Origin of the sequence: Streptomyces sp. 2-1, from assembly GCF_048564895.1 — a bacterium.
GTDB lineage: Bacteria > Actinomycetota > Actinomycetes > Streptomycetales > Streptomycetaceae > Streptomyces > Streptomyces phaeochromogenes.
The window spans coordinates 11,427,762-11,445,476 of the sequence record NZ_CP183383.1 but is presented as its reverse complement, the minus strand read 5'-3'; the positions used below and the strand labels follow the sequence as shown (position 1 = coordinate 11,445,476).

Annotated in this window: 10 protein-coding genes; 5 read left to right on the top strand and 5 right to left on the bottom strand. The window is 68.9% G+C overall.

All coding sequences use genetic code 11. The features are described from left to right. Positions 1-319: 319 nt before the first annotated feature. From ACN20J_RS49845 to ACN20J_RS49825, 5 genes are all read right to left on the bottom strand, one after another. Positions 320-1,201 (bottom strand): ECF subfamily RNA polymerase sigma factor, BldN family, encoded by an 882-nt coding sequence (locus ACN20J_RS49845; protein WP_419668778.1) that lies wholly within the window; start codon positions 1,199-1,201, stop codon positions 320-322. Beyond that, positions 1,198-1,719 (bottom strand): RNA polymerase sigma factor, encoded by a 522-nt coding sequence (locus ACN20J_RS49840; protein ID WP_419668777.1) that lies wholly within the window; start codon positions 1,717-1,719, stop codon positions 1,198-1,200. Before ACN20J_RS49840 ends, ACN20J_RS49845 begins: the two co-directional genes overlap by 4 nt. Before the next feature lie 751 nt (positions 1,720-2,470). Next, entirely contained in the window at positions 2,471-5,194 is a 2,724-nt protein-coding gene (locus ACN20J_RS49835; RefSeq protein WP_419668776.1) for an ATP-binding protein, read from the bottom strand. Positions 5,195-6,031: 837 nt separating this feature from the next. After that, positions 6,032-6,625 carry a hypothetical protein gene (locus ACN20J_RS49830; protein WP_419668775.1) on the bottom strand — a complete coding sequence of 198 codons (594 nt, stop codon included), beginning with the start codon at positions 6,623-6,625 and terminating at the stop codon, positions 6,032-6,034. A gap of 1,152 nt (positions 6,626-7,777) precedes the next feature. Next, positions 7,778-7,906 (bottom strand): hypothetical protein, encoded by a 129-nt coding sequence (locus ACN20J_RS49825; RefSeq protein WP_419668774.1) that lies wholly within the window; start codon positions 7,904-7,906, stop codon positions 7,778-7,780. A gap of 190 nt (positions 7,907-8,096) precedes the next feature. Between ACN20J_RS49825 and ACN20J_RS49820 the strand changes: the two genes are divergently transcribed. The 5 genes from ACN20J_RS49820 (at position 8,097) to ACN20J_RS49800 (ending at position 17,696) form a co-directional block, all read left to right on the top strand. After that, positions 8,097-11,825, top strand: coding sequence for a hypothetical protein (locus ACN20J_RS49820; RefSeq protein WP_419668773.1), 3,729 nt, complete (start codon positions 8,097-8,099; stop codon positions 11,823-11,825). 731 nt (positions 11,826-12,556) lie between these two features. Next, positions 12,557-14,938, top strand: a complete 2,382-nt coding sequence (locus ACN20J_RS49815; protein ID WP_419668772.1) for a hypothetical protein — start codon at positions 12,557-12,559, stop codon at positions 14,936-14,938. After that, a complete protein-coding gene (locus ACN20J_RS49810; RefSeq protein ID WP_419668771.1) occupies positions 14,925-16,193 on the top strand; it encodes a hypothetical protein in 1,269 nt (422 codons plus the stop codon). Before ACN20J_RS49815 ends, ACN20J_RS49810 begins: the two co-directional genes overlap by 14 nt. 38 nt (positions 16,194-16,231) lie before the next feature. Beyond that, positions 16,232-16,576 (top strand): hypothetical protein, encoded by a 345-nt coding sequence (locus ACN20J_RS49805; protein ID WP_419668770.1) that lies wholly within the window; start codon positions 16,232-16,234, stop codon positions 16,574-16,576. 13 nt (positions 16,577-16,589) lie between these two features. Beyond that, complete coding sequence (locus ACN20J_RS49800) at positions 16,590-17,696, top strand: hypothetical protein (RefSeq protein WP_419668769.1); 1,107 nt, start codon at positions 16,590-16,592, stop codon at positions 17,694-17,696. The last annotated feature ends 19 nt before the right edge of the window (positions 17,697-17,715 follow it).

The following is a 17,715-nucleotide window of genomic DNA, read 5'->3' as shown; positions in this document are numbered from 1 at the left end:
TGGTCGCGGGCCCGGACCGCGGTTGCGGTCGCGGGCGGGCCAACCGTCTGAACCAACCGTTCGGCCTGCGGCCGTGAGCAGCCGAGGCCAGCTTCGCGAGGCAGGCCAGGGCATCCGCTGCCAGCCTGGCGGTGCCGACCGGCGCCCCCGCCTCAAGCTCGCACAGCGCGGTATCAATCCATGTGCTGGCCGCATTGTCGGGCACCAAATCGGCGCCCGCAGTCACCAGAAACGCACAGCCGCGCTCCCACGGCAGCCGCACGCCGGCCTGGCGCTGTGGCTTCGACATCATTGCGCCCATCACCCCTGGCCAGCATCATCAGTGCCCGTCATCCGGCAGGAGATGGGCGAGGGCGCGCACGGCCCGGTGCTGGAGGGTCTTGATGGCGCCCTGGTTCTTGCCCATCACGCGGGCGGTCTCGGCGACCGAGAGGCCCTGCAGGAAGCGCAGGGTCACGCACTCCTGCTGCCGCGGGCTGAGGCGGCGGACGGCGTCCAGCAGCGCCGCGTCCATCAAGCGTTCCACGACGCGGTCCTCGGGCGAGCGCTCGGGCTCGTTGGCGTCTAGCATCTCGCCGGTGGTGACCTCAAGGCGGAAGCGGCTCGACTTGAAGTGGTCGGCCACCAGATTGCGGGCGATGGTGACCAGCCAGGCGCCGAAGTCACGCCCCTGCCAGGTGAACGTGCCGATGCGCCGCAGGGCGCGGAGAAAGGTCTCGCTGGTGAGGTCTTCCGCGGTCGCCTTCCCGCCGACGCGGTAGTAGATGTAGCGGTACACAGTGTCGCTGTACTGGTCGTAGAGGCGTCCGAAAGCGTCGGCCTCACCGGACTGGGCGCGCTCGACGAGGTCCATCGTCCGGGCGCTCTCGCTGTCGGCTGCCGGGTGGCTGGCCGCGGCGGCCGCTGCTGTCCCACGCGGCCGCCCGGCGGGACCCGTGGCAATGTCCAGAGCTGTGCTGGCAGACGCTCGCCTCGCCCCAGGCGAGCAGAGCGCGAACGCCTCCTGATCGTTGCAGGTTTTGGTTTCAGTGATCTCGTGCTCGTTCACCGCTGCCGCGGTGGCGGGGTGCACGCCCGGAGCAAATGCGGCGCTGTGGGTGCGGGCCATAAGTCGCTTGTAGCGTTCCGCGGTTGCTTCCTCGTCGCACCACATCTCCGCCAGGGCTCGGCGCGTCTGCTCCAGACGCTCCTGGGTGTTCATGTGCATCCCCCTTCCTCATCGGCATACATCTGGGCGAGGCGGGCCCGTGCGCGGGCCGCGTGAGCCCGCGCCGTACTGGCCTGTACTCCCATGACTTCAGCGATCTGCTCGTATGGCATGTCGAGCAGCCAGAACATCACCAAGGCCTCGCGCTGCTGCTCTGGTAACTCGCGCAGCCTGCGGAGCAGATCCAGTCGGTCCTCACAGTAGATACCGGTGTCATGGTCGACGAGCCGGTCGAAATCGCCGGGATCGGTCAGCTTCTCCTGCCGCAGGTGCTCCTTGTAGCTCTTGGCGTGCCGCTGTGCAGCCACCTTGAACAGCCATGCCTGCGGATTCGGATGATGCCTGAGGCGGTCCCAGTACCGCAGGGCTTCCTCCATCGTCGCGTCGGCCGCTTCTTTCAGTACCTCGTTGCGGGCCCCGCGGGCGAGAAGGTAGCGGCGCACCCGCGGGTCGTAACTCATGAAGAACGCCTCGAACCCAGGAGCTGCTGGGCGGAACTCGCTGCCGCTCATGGCGCGTTGCGCTGGTCAGGTGCAGATAGGCGGCGCTCGGTTCGGACCTCCATGCTGTGACGGCCGCCCGGTTCCTGACGCACGACTAGGCGGCTTCCTGGTGGGAGACGCTCCAGCAGAGCGGCCAGCCCTGCGTGCCGTTCCTGCTCGGCACGTGCGTGTTCGCGATGGCGGACTGCTTCATTGAGGAATCGCCACACTCCTGCCCCGCGGCCTCGCCCGGCCGCCAGACTGGCAGCGGCGACTGCGGCCGCAAGGGCCGGTGCCACATCGTTCAGTATTCCCACGCCGTCTCCATCCGCTGAATACCGGGCGCCCCTCGGAAGCGGCCCTCACAACAGGAAAGGCGGCTGCGGACCAAAACGCTGCACCAGGCGGCAAGTTGACGTAGGCGGTCCGTTCTGACCATTTCACGTCACTCACCTGACCTGTTGAGCTCAATACCTGATCTCCGGCCGCCCTTTGGCGACGTATCCCAGACCCAAGCGAGAAACGAGCGGTCACTGTGCACGCCCGTGCCGCCAACTCAGAACAGGTCCCGCGGATGGTGCCGCGGGCAGAAGATGCACATCCTCATTGCCACAGCCGCCCTGGCCCTTACCGTGACCGGCTGCTTCACCGACCCTGAGCCGGCCGGCACCAACCGCCCCTCCCCCACACCGAACTGAAGCAGCGTCTGGATCAGACGATCACAGCGGACTGATCGATACACAAGACGTTCAGCGGCCGAATTCGGCTACGCAGTGGATTCCTAATGCGGTCTATCAAGCCGCAGGAATCGCTGATGGCGGCGGAAGCGATGGGCGCGGGGCACGGGGCGGTTGAGTGTCCTGCAGAGTTCGGTGTCGGCAAGGTCGGGGAAGGGCATCCCGGCAGCGTGGTAATGGGTTCGGGACTGCTGGAGGGTGTGGAGGACGTCGTGATGCCGGCCGGCGGCGCCGTAGAGACGGGCAAGGCGGAAGCTGGCCTGAGCGGCGCCGACGTGGTCGCGGGGGCCGGCGAGGGCTTGTTCTGCCAGCATGATGGCGTCGCCGAGGCGGTTTGCCTCGGCGTGCAGCAGGGCTTGCACGGTCAGTGCCCTGCTGCGGCCTCGATGGTCGCCGCAGGCGTCGGTCTCCTGAAGCGCACGGCTGATCAGTTCGGCGGCGGTGTGGTCGCCCTCGTAGAGCGCCATGTCGGCCAGCCCCAGGGTGGCCCAGGTGTGCCCGCGGTGGTCCTGAACAGCGTGCAGGGTCTGGGCAGCGTGCTCGTAGTGGGTGCGGGCCGCGGCCCACTGCGGATCCTGTGCGGGGCGGCTTGTGATGTGGCACCCGGGCCAGGGGCCTGCGTACCAGCGACGAGGGAGCGGGCAGCCGCCCACCGTGCTCTCCTTCTCGGTGTCGGCGCGGGTGCGCAGAATCCACCCGATACCGCGGGGTTCCTCGTTGGCGGCGAACAGGGCCTGCGCTTGGTCGAGTTGAGCGAGGGCTTGGTTGTAGTGAGCGTGGTGTCGGCTGATCACCGCTTTTTCCCGCAGGGTCCAGGCCAGTCCGCGTTCAAGCGGCAGGGCCCTGAAGAGCCTCTCGGCCGCGGTGAGCGTTCGCGCCGCTTCCCGCAGCTCGCCCTGCTGGCGTTGCAGGATTCCCAGGTTGCCCAGGGCATCGCTTTCGCCGTGTGCGTCGCCCGAGCTGTGGAAGAGAGCGATCGCTTCGCTGAAGCACTCTGCGGCCCTGCCCACGTCACTGCCGCCGTCACGCAAGGCTTCGCCGAGGTTGCGCAGCAGCGCGGCACGGGCCCCGCTGTCCCCCAGACGGTCGGCCGCGTCCAGAGCAAGCTCATGGACCTGGCTGCTGATGTCCCAGCGCCACTGATGCTCAAGAGCGATACTCATCGCGTCGGTGATCTCCCAGCACAGCTCCCACCACCCGCGAGCGTGAGCATGGGCGACAGCTGCCACCAGCACCACACGCTCGGCTTCGAACCACCCGACGGCCTCCCCCACATCACCCGCCACAGCGTCGTCCGGCGGCGGACGGCGGACCGCCCCGTCACGGCCGCTGTGCCGGGCACCGGCCGGTCGTAGCTGCGTGTCGGCTGCGTCGGCCGCGCTGAGGAGGGCGCCCAGCAGACGCCGCACGGCGCTGTCGGACTCGTCGGCCGGCTGCTCGGCCGCTTGCTCCTTGGAGAACCCGCGCGCGAGATCGTGCAGCACGATGCGCTGGCCGCCCGCCTCGCCGCGGCGAGCCTGCACGAGATGCGCCAGCAGCAGTCCCTCCAGGCACGCGTCGGCCGTATCGGCGTTCATGTCCAGCAAAGGCGACAGCGCCCAGGCCGGCAGGTCGGGAGTGTCCAGGGCGGACACCAGCCTGAACGCACGCTGCTGCAACGACGGGAGCGCCTGATAACCAGCGCGGAAGACCGCGCGCACGCTGCGCTCGCCCAGGCTCAGCACATCCAGCCGCCGGTGGTCGTCGGCGAGATCGCGGGCGAAGGAGCCCACCGTACGGGCGGGAAACGTGGCCAGCCGTGCTCCCGCGATGCGCAGGGCCAGCGGGAGCCCGCCGCACAGACGGACCACGTCGCGACCTGCTTCGGGGTCCTCGTCCACCCGGTCCCCGCCGCTGATCCGTCTCAACAGATCCCAGGCGGTGTCCTCGTCCAGCCCCGATAGTGCGACGCGCTCATCCACGGCCAACGTGGCAAGGCCCTGGCGACTGGTGATCAGTACAGCGCACGAAGACCCACCCGGTATCAGCGCACCTATCTGCTGTTCACTGGCCGCGTTGTCCAGAATGATCAGGACACGCCGGTCGGCCAACTCCGTCCGGAACTGCCGTGTCCGTCCAGCCTCATCGTCAGGGATTCTGCCGCGCGCTACTCCCAGAGCCACCAGGAAGTCGCCCAGAACCTCGCCCACGGCAGCAGGACGTTCCTCCACCCCGTTCAGGTCGACGAAAAGCTGGCCGTCGGGGAAAGACGGCATCAGCCGATGAGCAGCCTGCACCACGACAGCCGTCTTGCCGACCCCGCCCGGACCGTGCACCAGGCACACCCTGCCCCCGCCCGGGCGCTCAGCAGCCTCCACCAGCCGCGCCAACTCCTGGCCGCGACCGGTGAAATCCGCCACCGCCAGCGGCAGCTGACGCGGGGTTCCGGACGATTCCGGGAGAAGGAAATCGCCATGGGCGAGGACCGGCGCGTGCGGCGACAGCAGCACCCGCAGCTCCTCAACGCCTGCGGGATCCTCGCCCAGAGCCAGTACCAGCCGCCGTCGCAGCAGAGCCTGTGCAGCCGGAGAACGGCCCGCTTCATCGACCAGAGCCGCGCCCTCCTCACCGGGCAGCCGTCCGGCGACCCACCGGTACAGCCGCCCCAGCCGGTCGGCCACCGACTGCTCCACACCCTCCATCGCGCGATCCGCCAGACCGGCACCCAGCCTCTTCGCAGACACGATCGCCAAGGCGACCACTGCTGCCACGAGCTCCTCGACCGTCATCGACCGCCCCCCGGTCCTCCGCCGTAGCAGCCGCGCCGTCCCCAAACGCGCTACCGCCGCTCCGACGTCAGTCATACCCAGAACACCGCCCAAGGGCACCTGGCCGCTCTTCCAATGGCCATCAATGACGCTCCTCGCGGCTCTCTGCCGGAAGTTCGCGGCACAGCGGTCGTTAACTGAGACACCCTCAAGATCACCGGCCGGGCGCATGGTCAACCGGGCACTCTCCGCAACGCGAGCTCCGGTGGAGCGGGGCAGGCGTGGCCCGTCCGAGGTCCTGGCGCATCGTCCGAAGAGCGTGAGCAGACGAATCGAGTGTCGTCAACTGCCGCAGACGTCCTCACCCTGGAGCAGCCCCGCTGAAAGGACTCAGTGGATGAGTTCAACAGCCGAGCCGGCGCGTAGGACGCCGCCCGAGTAGCACCCTTGTCCGCATTCTCGTGGCGGATCGTGAGGTAGGGCCCTGGACGCCTTCGCGGTGCCAGTGCTACGCAGCCCGCCCCTCTTGTGACCGCGTGCCGGGAACCCCATGGTCCGCACAGGAGGGGGTTATCGGCAGCTTGTTCACCCTTTCAATCGACGGGCCCGCCGGCACGGGCGGCAGACGCAAGAACACGATCCCGGCGGTGCGCATCACCACCCCCGCAGATCCGCACCGAGCCCGTGACTGCACGCGCTGGCGCCGCCGACCGACCTCCGACGAACGACTCCTGCCCTACAACCGCACCTGCCTCGCTGCCCGCCCTGTCGCGTACAGGCACTGAACGGGCAAGCCAGGCCCCGCGGCACCGGCGGTGGCACGCAAGGTCGTCCGAGGCGAGCATCGCCGGTCGGCCCCTAGCGCCACGCACCGGGATGCGCCGCGACCGCCAACCGGGCGGCTTGCAGGAACGCTTGAGTCTGCCGCTCGACAGGGGCGGGTCCCAGCCTGCTCAACGCCTCCTCGTCTCCGTCTGCCGACATACGCTCGATCATCTCGTGGCCTCTGCGAATGAAATCCTTCTCCAGGACATCTGAGACCTCGGCGGGCTCCTCGCGGACGTCCTGAACAAGCACCACGACGAGGCGTTCTCGCGCGTAGCCCACGGTCCGCACCCGCCACCCCAACTGCCGCGCCGCACGACGCATCGCGGCCCGGATGAGCGCCATACCTCCCAGCATCTCTGCGTCAGCCGGGTGGAGGCTGGCCTGCAACGCCCCTCCGTACCCGCTGCCACCTGGAGGGCAGGTGGCCTCAAGCACCGGCTTCAACGCCTCGGCCAGGGCGACACAGCGCGGGTCCTTGGACAGTGCCGGCCGCTTGACCGTCGCTGCCTTCGCCGAACCCGTCTTCGTCGCTGCAGCGGTTTTCGGCTCTGTACCGGAACGGGCCCGCCTCGTCAGGCCGGGTGCACCAAGGTTCTGCTGCAGAACGACAAGAGCCTGCTCCATGCCCCCATGATCGAGCCGGGCCGGGAGGAGTCCAGCTTCGCTACAGGTGATCACATGAGCCAGAGCCTTCTGGTAGGCCATGGACTGAGCGACGGCGAAAGCCCGTGCCAGACGAGTACGGTGAGTACGACCGGACATCACGATCCCATCAGGCCTGCTCTCACTGCAGATACATCCCACCGCACCATGTATCCGGCAGGCCTTGGACGTGAAGGGTCAGATCCGAGCCGGGGTACATCGTCGCGGTCCTGGCGGCGGCCGGGTTCACCCAAGGCGGTGGCCCTAAGGGTGGTGTGCGCCCACAAACGCAGGCCCCAGTATGCCATCGCGGTCGTCTCGGCGCCGGGGATCCGGGCTACCTTCCATCGCGACGGCCAGTCACCCCGAAGGCATCAGTGACGACCAATACCGCTTCCCCAACAGAGGCATCCTGCTTGAGCTTTGGCCACCACTCGGCAAGCTCATCAGCACCCCCATCAAAGACCTCCGGGAGGAAGCGTTCCCCACGCCACGACCATGATCACCACCCCGGGCACTCCCCAGCGCCGCCACAATAGGCGTTCTCATTGCATCTGCGTCACACGCAACCCGCAGGACCGCAGGTCAAGCTGCTCAGGGTCCGGAACCCGTCGCAACCGACTTGCAGCACCACGGGTCAACGGAATGCAGTCACCGCAACAATGGTGAGACCGCGCAGGGACTCGGAGACGTTGATGAGCCGGGTGGGAATGCCGTGGTACTGCAGGACGGCAAGGAGCTGGCCGTCCGCCATCCCCGCCCGATGCCTTCACGCCGCATGGCATCGATGACCGCGCGTTCCGTTCCCGCCATCACGTGCTCGTCCACCTGGTTGGGGATACCGGCTTCCGGTGCAGCGGGGCGTGCGCGGCAGACACGGTAGAGGCTGGAGGACAGGCCGTACTCGGTACTGGGCTGCCCGCGGAAGAAGACGTCCTCGCCACTCGTGCGAGACCAGCCAGTCGGCGCCACCGGCTTTCACTCACTCCTACAGCGTCCCGGCGGAGGTGATCTCCAAGCGACGGTTGGAATCGCGTTCATGAAAGTACTGCGCGGCAAGACCCATGAGAAGAACGTAGCGGGGTCGTCAGGGGGCGAGCCCGGAGCGAATCCGGGCCCGCCCGTCCCGAGCGGCTACCGGTGCTGCACCAGCCACACAAGGCCTGCCACGCATTCCGAACGCGCCGCCCAGGCGGCTCCGTTGACGAGACTGAAGAGCGCGGCGCGGGCGAGCCTGCGCGTGATGGGCATGGGCTTGTCCATGTGTCCCTCTCCTGAGTGTTCGCCCGGCCCCAGCAGCCGAGCAGGACGACCGTGCCGGGTAGGAGAAGGGGTTGTCCGAAAGGGCGGGCACTGCGGGCAAACTCCCTCTACGCTCCTGGTCATCAGAGGTGCCCGCCATGCCCGGGGCGGGCAGCCGGGTACAGCGGGCACGGGGAAACAAGGAACGCAGATGGAGAAGTCGGCGGGGGCCCGTGCCCTGTACGACACGCTGCGCGCGTTGGAGGAAAAAGCCAAGACCGCGCGTATCAGGAGCGGGGAGCGGTATTCACGCCGCGACGTGGCCCACCGGGCCGGGGGCGATCCCAAGTCGTTGGGCAACCGGCTGGGAGAGTGGCTCGCAGAGGACTGGGGTGGGGCGAAGACACCCGATCCCGGCAGTGAGTTCCAGCTGATGGCCGTCGTCCGGGTGTGGAGCAAGTGGGCCGACGATCGCTTCGACGAGCGCCGATGGGCCACTCTGCTGGAAGAGGCTCAGGCTTCCCGTTCGGCCCCGCTGCCTGTGCCGGAGCGGGCGTTGGCGTTCACCGGCTACAGCACGTGGATCGAGCAGAACATCCTGCCCGCTCAGCTGGTTGGCAGGCAGGAGGAGTTGCAGGAGCTGACCGCGTTCTGCACAGGCTCCGGCGCGCCCGCCTATGTGTGGTGGCAGGCGGCCGCCTGGGCGGGGAAGTCGGCCTTGGTCTCGGAGTTCGTACTGCGTCACCAGCCGACCGCGGTGGACATCGTCAGCTACTTCATCACCGACCGCCTCGGCCGCAACGACCGGGAGGGATTCCTCGATGCGGTGATGCGGCAACTGGCCGTCCTCGCCGGGCGCGGGGACGGTGCGGTGAGCGTCCGCGCGGAGGACTTCCCCGAACTGTGCCGGGCGGCCGCCGAAGCGTGCCGCAGCCGGGACAAGCGCCTGGTGCTGATGGTGGACGGTCTGGACGAGGACCAGGGAGCGGCGGCCGGTGAGCGCAGCATCGCCGCGCTGCTGCCGCGCCACCCTCCGGCGGGCATGCGCATCGTGGTCACCGGCCGGCCCCGCCCGCCCATCGCGGACGACGTTCCCCCCGACCACCCCTTACGCACCCCGGAGATCATCCGCCCGCTTACCCCGTACCCCGATGCCCAGGGCATCAGCACCCTGGCCCGCCGCGAGCTGCACCGGCTCCTGAAGGACGACAAGGCCGGAGTTCCGCTGCTGGGTCTGCTGGTGGCGGCACGGGGCGGCCTGACCGCTGCCGATCTGGCCGAATTCGTCGGCGTGCGGCCGTACGAGGTCGACACGATGCTGCGCGGGATCACCGGCCGCAGCTTCCTGCCCGCCTCCCACGGCCGGATCCGTCTGCCGGACATCCCGACCGGGCCGGTCTCCCATGCGCTGGGCCACGAGGAACTACGCCGGGAAGCGCTGGCCGCGCTCGGTGACGTGACCGAATTCGAACAGCGGCTCCACACATGGGCGGACGGCTACCGCGCTCAGGGCTGGCCGGAGGACACCCCCGATTACCTGCTCTACGACTACCCGCGCATGCTGCACAGTGCCGGCGATCTCCAGCGACTGTCCGCTATCGCCCTCGACCCGCATCGTCAACGGGCTCTGATGGAGCGCGCCTCACTGGACACCGCATTCACCCACATCGAGCTGACCGCTCAGATGGTCCGACGCCAATGCCCCGATAACGTGGTGGAATTGACGGCGCTCGCGGCATCCTCGACCGTCCTCGCCGAGCGGGCCAGGGCCCTGCCAGCCGACGTGCCAGTGACGTTTGCCCGGCTGGGACAGGCGCGGCGTGCCATGGACCTTGCCCTCGTCGCCCCCTTTCCCGCGGAGAAGGCTGTCCGTCTGGCGCGGGTGGCCCGAGTGCTGGGCGAAGTCGGCCACCAACTCGCCACCGCGGCGGCGTCCGAGGCCGCACGATGGGCTGAGCGGGCACATCAGGAGAACGCTCCGCCGAGCGGGGATGAGCAGGAGGCGGAAGAGGCCATCGGGGAGGCGGCGGTAGCGCTGATGGCCATGGGCGAACTGCGCCGGGGCCACGAACTGCTCGGCTGGCTCGGGGCGTCGGCAGGTGCAGGCGACGAGGCCGGGGCGACCGTGGTGGCGCGGGCCGCCTGCGCCGCCCGTTCCCACGACGCTGCTCTGACCGAGGAACTGCTCGACCAGGCCGAGCGGTATGCCGAGGAGATGGCGGCAGCCTCTCCGGCCGATCCGAGCGCGCCAGTTGCGGCCTGGGGGGCCATCGCCGTGGCCGCCGAGGGGCCACGAGCCGACCGGATGTACGAGCGGATCAGCCAGTACGCCCAAGCGTGCCCGCCGCGCCTGACAACCTGCACCGTCAACGCCTCCGCAGCTTCGGTCCTGACGACCGTCCGTCCGGAACAGGCGAACACGCTGGCCGGCTGGGCGGCAGAACGTCTGGAGGTCGCGCTGGGCGACCCCGAAGGTCTGTCGGCCGAGGACAGAGGCGACCTGAATTTACTCCTCAGTCCCATGCTGACCGCCGTCGTACGAGCCCTGGTGGACACCGGCTCGGTAGACCGTGCGCGCGGCCTAGCCGCGCGCGTGCCCGTAGAGAGGCACACCGGGCCGATGGGTATCGACACGCTGGCCGGGGCCCGAGCCGTCCTCATCGATGGCTTCGACGAGCCAGAACAGGAGCCAACAGCACAGACACTGGCTCGGCAGGCCTACCGCCTCGCGGACCGCGGCGAGCATGATGCGGCGAACCGGCGGCTGTGTCAGGCGCTGGAAGTACTCGGTTCTCCTCAAGGGCAAGGCACCCGGCACTCCCTGCCACGGGAAGCCTGGCTCATCTCGTTGTGCGCGGCGCTGTCAACCATCGATCTGCAGGATGACGGCGCGCAGCTGGCTCGGAGTCTGCGGAACCCGGTCGAGCAGGTGCAGGCGCTCGCAGCAGCAGCCGTCTCGGCCTCGCAGGCCGGGCAGCTCGAGGATGCTCGGCACCTGGCGTACGAGGCCGCCGACCAGGCCCGAAGGCTGGAAGGCGCCGACAACTTCTCCTTCCTCGACGGCGCTCCGGGCCGGGAAGCGGCGGACGCGAAAGGCGCCGCCGCGCAGGCGCTGGCCCATGCCGGCGAACGCGACCGTGCCTTGTCCCTCGCCGAGGAAACCGGGCCTGCGGAAAGCAACAGAAGGCAACGGGCCCTCGTGGCCGTCGCAGCCGGAGTGCGCTCCTACGACCCGGGCACCGCAGCGGCTCTCATCGATTGCCAGCGAGAACGCCTTCTGGCCCCGGATGCACACAGAGGTTGGAATGGGCGCATGGCTGAACTCGGCGAGCTGTTCGCCGCCCTCTCCGGGGCCGACGCTGAGTGTGCTGGCCGTCTCCACCAGGCCTCAGAACACGTGGCGCAAAAGCTCAAGGAAACAGATACCTGGCTGGATACGGAGGATCTCCTCACGGTGCTCCTCCTGCATTCGCGGGAAGAACCTGACGAGGCCCGCGACACTCTCGTGCGGTGGGAGGAGAGGTCGACCGGCAGCGCACCGTGGGGGTTGCCAACCGGGGCTATAGCCGTTGCCCACGCAATGCTCGGTCGCCTTGACGCTGCGCGTCGTTGGGCAAGCCGCAACAATGTCCCCTCTGACCGTGCAGCGGCATTCGCGGCGGTGGCCGCGTATCTCACGCAGACACCGTCGGGTATCCGCCTTGTCTCCGCATCCGCCAGCACAGCTTTCACAGAGACGTTTCGCACCCTTGCCCTCGCGCACTTTCCACCAGCCAGCGAGAAAGCCAATCAGGCGGCCCTCCGGTTCACTGCAGGCGCGCTCGCCAGCGACGGATGGCAGCACGCCCTGCCGGCGCTGGCCCGCATCGCCCCAGGTGCCGTGGAGCGAGTGAGGAACATCGTCTTCACCCACCGTCACCTTGTACAGACGAGCGGTTGAACCGGATGGGGGCGTCGCCACGTCCACCGCCGATACTTCGGGGCCAGCCAGCGGCGGGAACGCGCATGGACGTTGGTGCTCAATTCGTCGCGGGTGGTGGTTCCTCGGATGCACCCTCCCGATCACTACAACGCAGCCGTACGGCCGGATCCAGAAGTACAGCCGGGTTGCTCATGTCTGCGCATTGTGTAGATATCGCAGGTGGTTCTTGACTGTGCGTGGTGGATCCCAGGGACGTCGATGTGCGCTTCGTCAGCCCCACGGGCGCGGTGCAGCCGGTTGTCTGGATGACCGTGGCCGGGGGGAGACGCGCACCGGGTCTGTTCCTGTGCGGCCGTTTCCCGTACAGCGGGCAAGCGGCTGGCTCCCGGCTGGTGGTGGTCGGCCACGGGCCGACTGGTGCCGTACGAAAGCGCGGCGATGCGCGCCGGTCCCGATGCCGACCTGGGCCCATCCGTGCCATACCAGAGGACGGATCGACGGGCACCCCGGCGCACCGGAACTACGCCGCAACCAGGCCCACTTGACGGGAGGGACATAGAACCCCTGGGCTCGGTGTCTACGCTCGACCACCACTCAGGTCCGACATCCGCCGCGTCGCCTCTCCTGTGTCGGCAGGGCTATTGACCAGTTCTGCAGGCAGCATAACCATGGCCTGACGCATCGTCGCCTGAGCAGGCGCGCAGAGCCAGTCGGCTGCGAGCACAGCAGTGCGACGGGGGGATTCAGCCGTGTCGGACCCTAATTCACGCAGTCCGTTCATCGCCGCGACCAGCTTCGAGATCGGCGAAGAGCCGCCGACGGCCCGCACGGATCCGCTGGCGCCAGCATTTGCCAGCCCCTTCGTACGCAGCTACCGCGTGGAGAACGAGAGCCGGGTGGTCGACCCTGAGGCAGAGGAGTACACCGCCTTCCTGGGGGAGCTGTACGACGAGGAGTTGAACGAAGCGCTGTTCGAGCTCGCTGGCGAGGCGGCCAGGGAGTTCGACGGCACTGCCTCTGGCGAGCACGGGACCGTGGTGACGGATCGCGACGAAGCCCGCCACCGGCTCGAAGCCCGCTATGCTCCTCTGCTGCGTGAGTTGGAGGAGGCGATCGACGCCCTCGCGGACGCGGCCGGGGATCGCCCGCTGCAGTCGCTCAGCGAGGCGGAGGTCGAGGAGGCCCTTGAGACGTACCAGCGGGCCGTTTCGGTGTCTCCCGCCCTGGAACACCTCTTCGGCGGGATCGGCAAAGCCCTGAAGAAGGCGGCCCACAAGGCGGTCGGCCTGGCCAAGCGCGGGGTGAAGGCCGTCGCGCGGTACACGCTGGGGGCGCTGCTGCGGAGACTGAAGCCGGTGGCGACGGCGCTGCTGAAGCAGGCGCTCACGGCGGGGCTGAAATGGGTGCCTCCGGAGATGCGGCCGTATGCCGAGCAATTGGCACGGCGGCTTCCCCTGCTGGCGGAGACCGAGGAATCCTCGGCAACGGATGACGCCACGGGCGATGTCTGCCGCCTTCAGGAGGAGTTCGACCTGCGGGTGGCAGAAGCGGTCTTCGCCGACAGCGAAGCGGCCATGGAGTTCGAGGCATCGGCATACACGCGGCAGGCCGAGTCTCCTGCGCTCTGGCCGGACCCGGTGGAGGAACTGGGCCGCGCGCGCGAGCGGCTCGTCTCCCGGCTCGCCGAGGCCGAGGACGGCGAGGACGTCACGCCGGAGGTGGAGGCGTTCCTCCCGGCGGTCCTGCCGCTGCTGAGGCTCGGACTGAAGGTGACCGGCGGCCGTGCCGCGCTTGCTGCGACCCTGGCGAGGTTCGTCACTCCGCTGATCGGCCGCTTCGTCGGCAAGACCGCGGCTCAGCCGCTCTCCAGGGCGTTGGTGGAGGCCGGTCTGCGTCTGGTGCAGTTGGAGGTCACTCCGCAGGACGAGCAGCGGGCGACCGCGACGGCGGTGGCCGCCGTCGTGGAGGACACGGTCCGCAAAGTCGGGGCTCTGCCGGAGCGGATCCTGGCCCAGGAGGCGCTGCTGGAAGGGTTCGTCCTGGAGGCCTTCGAACAGGCCGCAGCAGGAAGCCTGCCGCAGATCCTGACGGAAGAGACCTACCTTGGCCGCCCCGAACTGCGTCAGGACCTGACGCTGCGTGGGGCCTGGGTGGCTCTGCCCCTGCGCGGGGTGAAGCGCTACCGCAAGTACACCCGCATGCCGTGGATCAACCTCTCGCCCTATCAGGTCGCGCACATCCGCACCTTCCGCGGGCTGCCGCTGGATTCTGTGCTGCACCAGCGTCTGGGCCTCCCCCCGGGGAGTGAACTGCGCGCCCGCGTGCACCTGTACGAGGTCCTGCCCGGCACCTCGGTGGCCGCTATCGCACAGGGCGATCACGGCGTTCCGGGCCTCGCTGGCCTGGACGGCTCCGGTCGCACGCAGTTGCATCCCCTCACCCCTGAGGCGGCAGGGCTCCTGCTCGGCGAGCCGGCGCTGGGCGTGGCGACCGATCCTCGTCACCTGGCCAGTCCTCGGCTCCTCGGGGTGGGACAGCGCCTGTACCACTTGGAGGTCGCCAACGTCCCCGGGCCGCGCATGAACCCGATGGCGGGCGGCAGGAGCCCGGCCCGCCCCAGCCAGGCCACGGTGACGCTGCGGTTCCCCGACGACGCGGTCGTCGCCGAGCTGTACTTGAGCGAGGCCGACGCCCAGGGCATGGCCGCCAGACTGCGCCGGGCCGAGCCCGTCGGCCGGGTGCTGGCTCCGCTGGTCCCGCTCGTGCGCCAGCGGGTCGGAGCGGCACTGGACGGCCACCGGCTCCGGCTCGTCCACGGCTCCGTGCTCCCCCGCCAGGTACCCGCCGCGCTGCGCCGCGTGCCCGCGGCCACCGTCGCGCGACTGTCCCGGACGGTCGAAAACGGTCTCGTCGACGGCCTGGGCACGGTGCTGAAGGACCACCGCGACGCCCTCCTCACCGCGACCGAAGCACCCGTCGACGGTGTGACCGTCCGGGTGTCCCTCGGCTCCCCACCGGTAATGTCCGAACTGCGTGCCGCGCTGACACACAGCCCGGGCACCGTGCGCGGTGCCGTCCTGCAGGGACCGTCTCCGAACGTCACGGTGGTAGCCGGCCATGGACCCGAGTGACCCTGACGGCCGGCGAGCCCAGATCGCCCGCCAGCTCTCCCACTGGACAGCGGCAGCCGAACGGCTGCGCGCGCTGGACGACCTGGCGGCCCCCGCCGCGTGGGCCGGTCTCGAGCGCTATCTGGGGACGACCCTCCGCGCCACGCTCACGTCCTCGGTGGGCAGGCTCGTGGCCCACGGCACGGCCCTGCACACAGCCCTGCACACGGCCCGCACCCACGACGAGTTCGCGGCGCTACGCCGGCAGGTGCTGGCCTACCGAGGCCGGTACCTGCGCACCGAGACGACAGTGGCTTTCTACGCGGACGCAGTAAATTCCCGTACTAATCCCCGCTTGGCAGCATTGTTGCGGGCGTGCGACAGTCTGGCGTACCGCAGCATGGCCCTGGTCCTCGATCCGCTCCGCAAATCCACCCCGGTCGTGCTGACCTACGTCGACGACGGTATCGGTGCCGCCGTCCTCAAAGCACGGCTACGGCTGTGGGATCCAGACACCGAGAGCCCGGCCGCCACGATCAAGATCGTGCGGCATGCGCTGCTCTGCCCCACCTCTCTCATCCATGAAGCCGGCCACCAGGTCGCGCACCTGACGGGGTGGAACGCTGAACTGGCGGCCGCGCTGGCGCGGTCGACCCGGGCAGCGCCGCCCGAGGTCGGCGATGTCTGGGCGGGCTGGGCATCGGAGATCACCGCGGACGCCTTCGCCTTCGTACACACCGGATACGCGGCCGTGGCCAACCTGCACGACGTGCTGTCCGGCGGGGAACAACTCGTCTTCCGGCTGCTGCCCGGCGACCCGCACCCGGTCGGCTACCTGCGGGTGCTCCTCAACACCGCGATGTGCCGCCACGTCTACGGCGACGGCCCCTGGGACGCCCTGGAGCGCACTTGGCGGCACGACCACCCCCTGGACGCCTGCCGGGACGCCGAGTCCCGCACACTCATCGAGGCCTCGCTACCCCTGCTGCCCGCCCTCGCCGAAGCCATCCTGACCGCGCCGCTCACCGCGTTCGGCAACCGCCCGCTGATCGCCCTCGTGCCACCGGAACGAGTGGCACCACCGGCTCTCGTGGCACTGGAGGCCCAGCTCGGCCCGGCCCTGTACACCTCCACACACTGGTTGTGGACCGAATCTCTGCGTCTGCTGGCACTCAGCGGGTGGAAAGCCGCCACCCAGCCGGAGCGGGCCGGGGAACTCGGCGCCGAACAGTATGCGTGGATGAGCCGCCTGGGAGGCGCGGAACAGGCGGCCTGACACGCCAGACCCAGGCCTGACCGCGAGGAGGAGACAGTATGGCCGAGCAGGACACGCAACAGGGCATCCGCGACCGAATCGCGACAGCTGGCCGGGACATGATGCGCCGCGTGCGCACGCCGTCCCCCGAGGCGGCCAGCAGCGGCTCGATGACCACAGAGGAAGCCAAGCCCTCCGCTTCCTCCCCCGAAGACGCGCTGGATTTCTATCGCCGACTGCTGAACGAACTGGGTGTCGCGGTGGAGGGTGAGCCCCCTCCAGACCGCAAGCTGTGGTGCCTGCCGGACATCAGCTGCGCCGCCCGGTCCACGCAACCACGGGATTCAGTGAGCGACGCACGATCTCGCAACGGTCAAATATGCAACCCCGGCGGCATCGAATAATCCGGAGAACGCCGTGTTTCGACAGCTGGCCAGGCACCTCCCAGGTGGCGCGGACTACCTCTTCCGCCTGCACCCGGCGGAACTCTCCGCGCTCTTGGAGGAAGCCTGGAACTTCCGCATCCACGACACCGACAAAACCGTCGGACACCCAGACCGGCGCAGCGACCTCCCTGGCCTCCCCGATCACCTGCTCAAGGCGTTTCCCGGCTTTTCTCACAACCAGACGACCTTCACCACGCCGGCGAGGGACGGCTGTCCCGACGGGACCGTCCGCTGGGAGCACCTGATCTACGCCTACATGATCGAGAACACCAGGGCCGCTGACATCCTCCGCCGCGTGGTCCAACTCCACAGAGAGGGCGAGGAGCTGGGAGCACCCGGCAGCGGCGCCGAGCATTGGCTCCGCAACACCGAAGAGCTCTTCTTCCGTGACCCCGCGCCCTTCTTCATCACCGCGCGCACCAGCCAGGCCCGCACTCTCCCCGACATCATCCGCCGCAAGGCCTACTACCGCATGTTCGGCATGGACCTCGTCCACGGCACCGAGGACGGCGCTCCGGTCCCCTACAGTAAGGCGGCCGCCGCCAATACACAGTTCGTCGGCATGTTCGAGGAGTTCCTGCGCGAGGTGTGGATCGCCATCACCAACGTCAACAACACCAGTGGCTCCGACCCCACCGACACCATGAAGATCACGGATCTCGTCGAACGGCTGTCGGACATGCTCACCACACGACGGCTCGGCTCCAACCTCTCGGCCGAGGAGTACTCGGCCATTTCCACGATGGCCTGGTTCCACCTGACGCTGGAGTACAACTCGCCGATCGTGAACTCCCTGCGCGCTGAGGCGTCCAGCGCCGAGCAACGCCTGTTCAAGATCGCGGAGCGGGTCAGGATCCCCGCGCACGCGATGTCCAGGAGCTTCTTCAAGATCTCCGAGGCGATCTCGCGCCTGCTCATCGCCATCGAGGCCGGCGTCTTCATCAATTCGGTGGAGTCCCTGTTCAAGGACACCTCCGAGGACGGCAAGCGCATCTCCAACGACATCAAGACCGTCATCACGCATTGGTCGATCACCACAGGCCGCGACCTCAAGGCCGGCAAGGTCACCTCGAAGTGAAGCTGCGCCTCCCGAACCC

Coding starts and splice junctions, on each gene's coding strand:
- ACN20J_RS49845 (WP_419668778.1), bottom strand. CDS start 1,201: ATGAACACCCAGGAGCGTCTGGAGCAGACGCGCCGAGCCCTGGCGGAG.
- ACN20J_RS49840 (WP_419668777.1), bottom strand. CDS start 1,719: ATGAGCGGCAGCGAGTTCCGCCCAGCAGCTCCTGGGTTCGAGGCGTTC.
- ACN20J_RS49835 (WP_419668776.1), bottom strand. CDS start 5,194: ATGACGGTCGAGGAGCTCGTGGCAGCAGTGGTCGCCTTGGCGATCGTG.
- ACN20J_RS49830 (WP_419668775.1), bottom strand. CDS start 6,625: ATGGAGCAGGCTCTTGTCGTTCTGCAGCAGAACCTTGGTGCACCCGGC.
- ACN20J_RS49825 (WP_419668774.1), bottom strand. CDS start 7,906: ATGGACAAGCCCATGCCCATCACGCGCAGGCTCGCCCGCGCCGCGCTC.
- ACN20J_RS49820 (WP_419668773.1), top strand. CDS start 8,097: ATGGAGAAGTCGGCGGGGGCCCGTGCCCTGTACGACACGCTGCGCGCG.
- ACN20J_RS49810 (WP_419668771.1), top strand. CDS start 14,925: ATGGACCCGAGTGACCCTGACGGCCGGCGAGCCCAGATCGCCCGCCAG.
- ACN20J_RS49805 (WP_419668770.1), top strand. CDS start 16,232: ATGGCCGAGCAGGACACGCAACAGGGCATCCGCGACCGAATCGCGACA.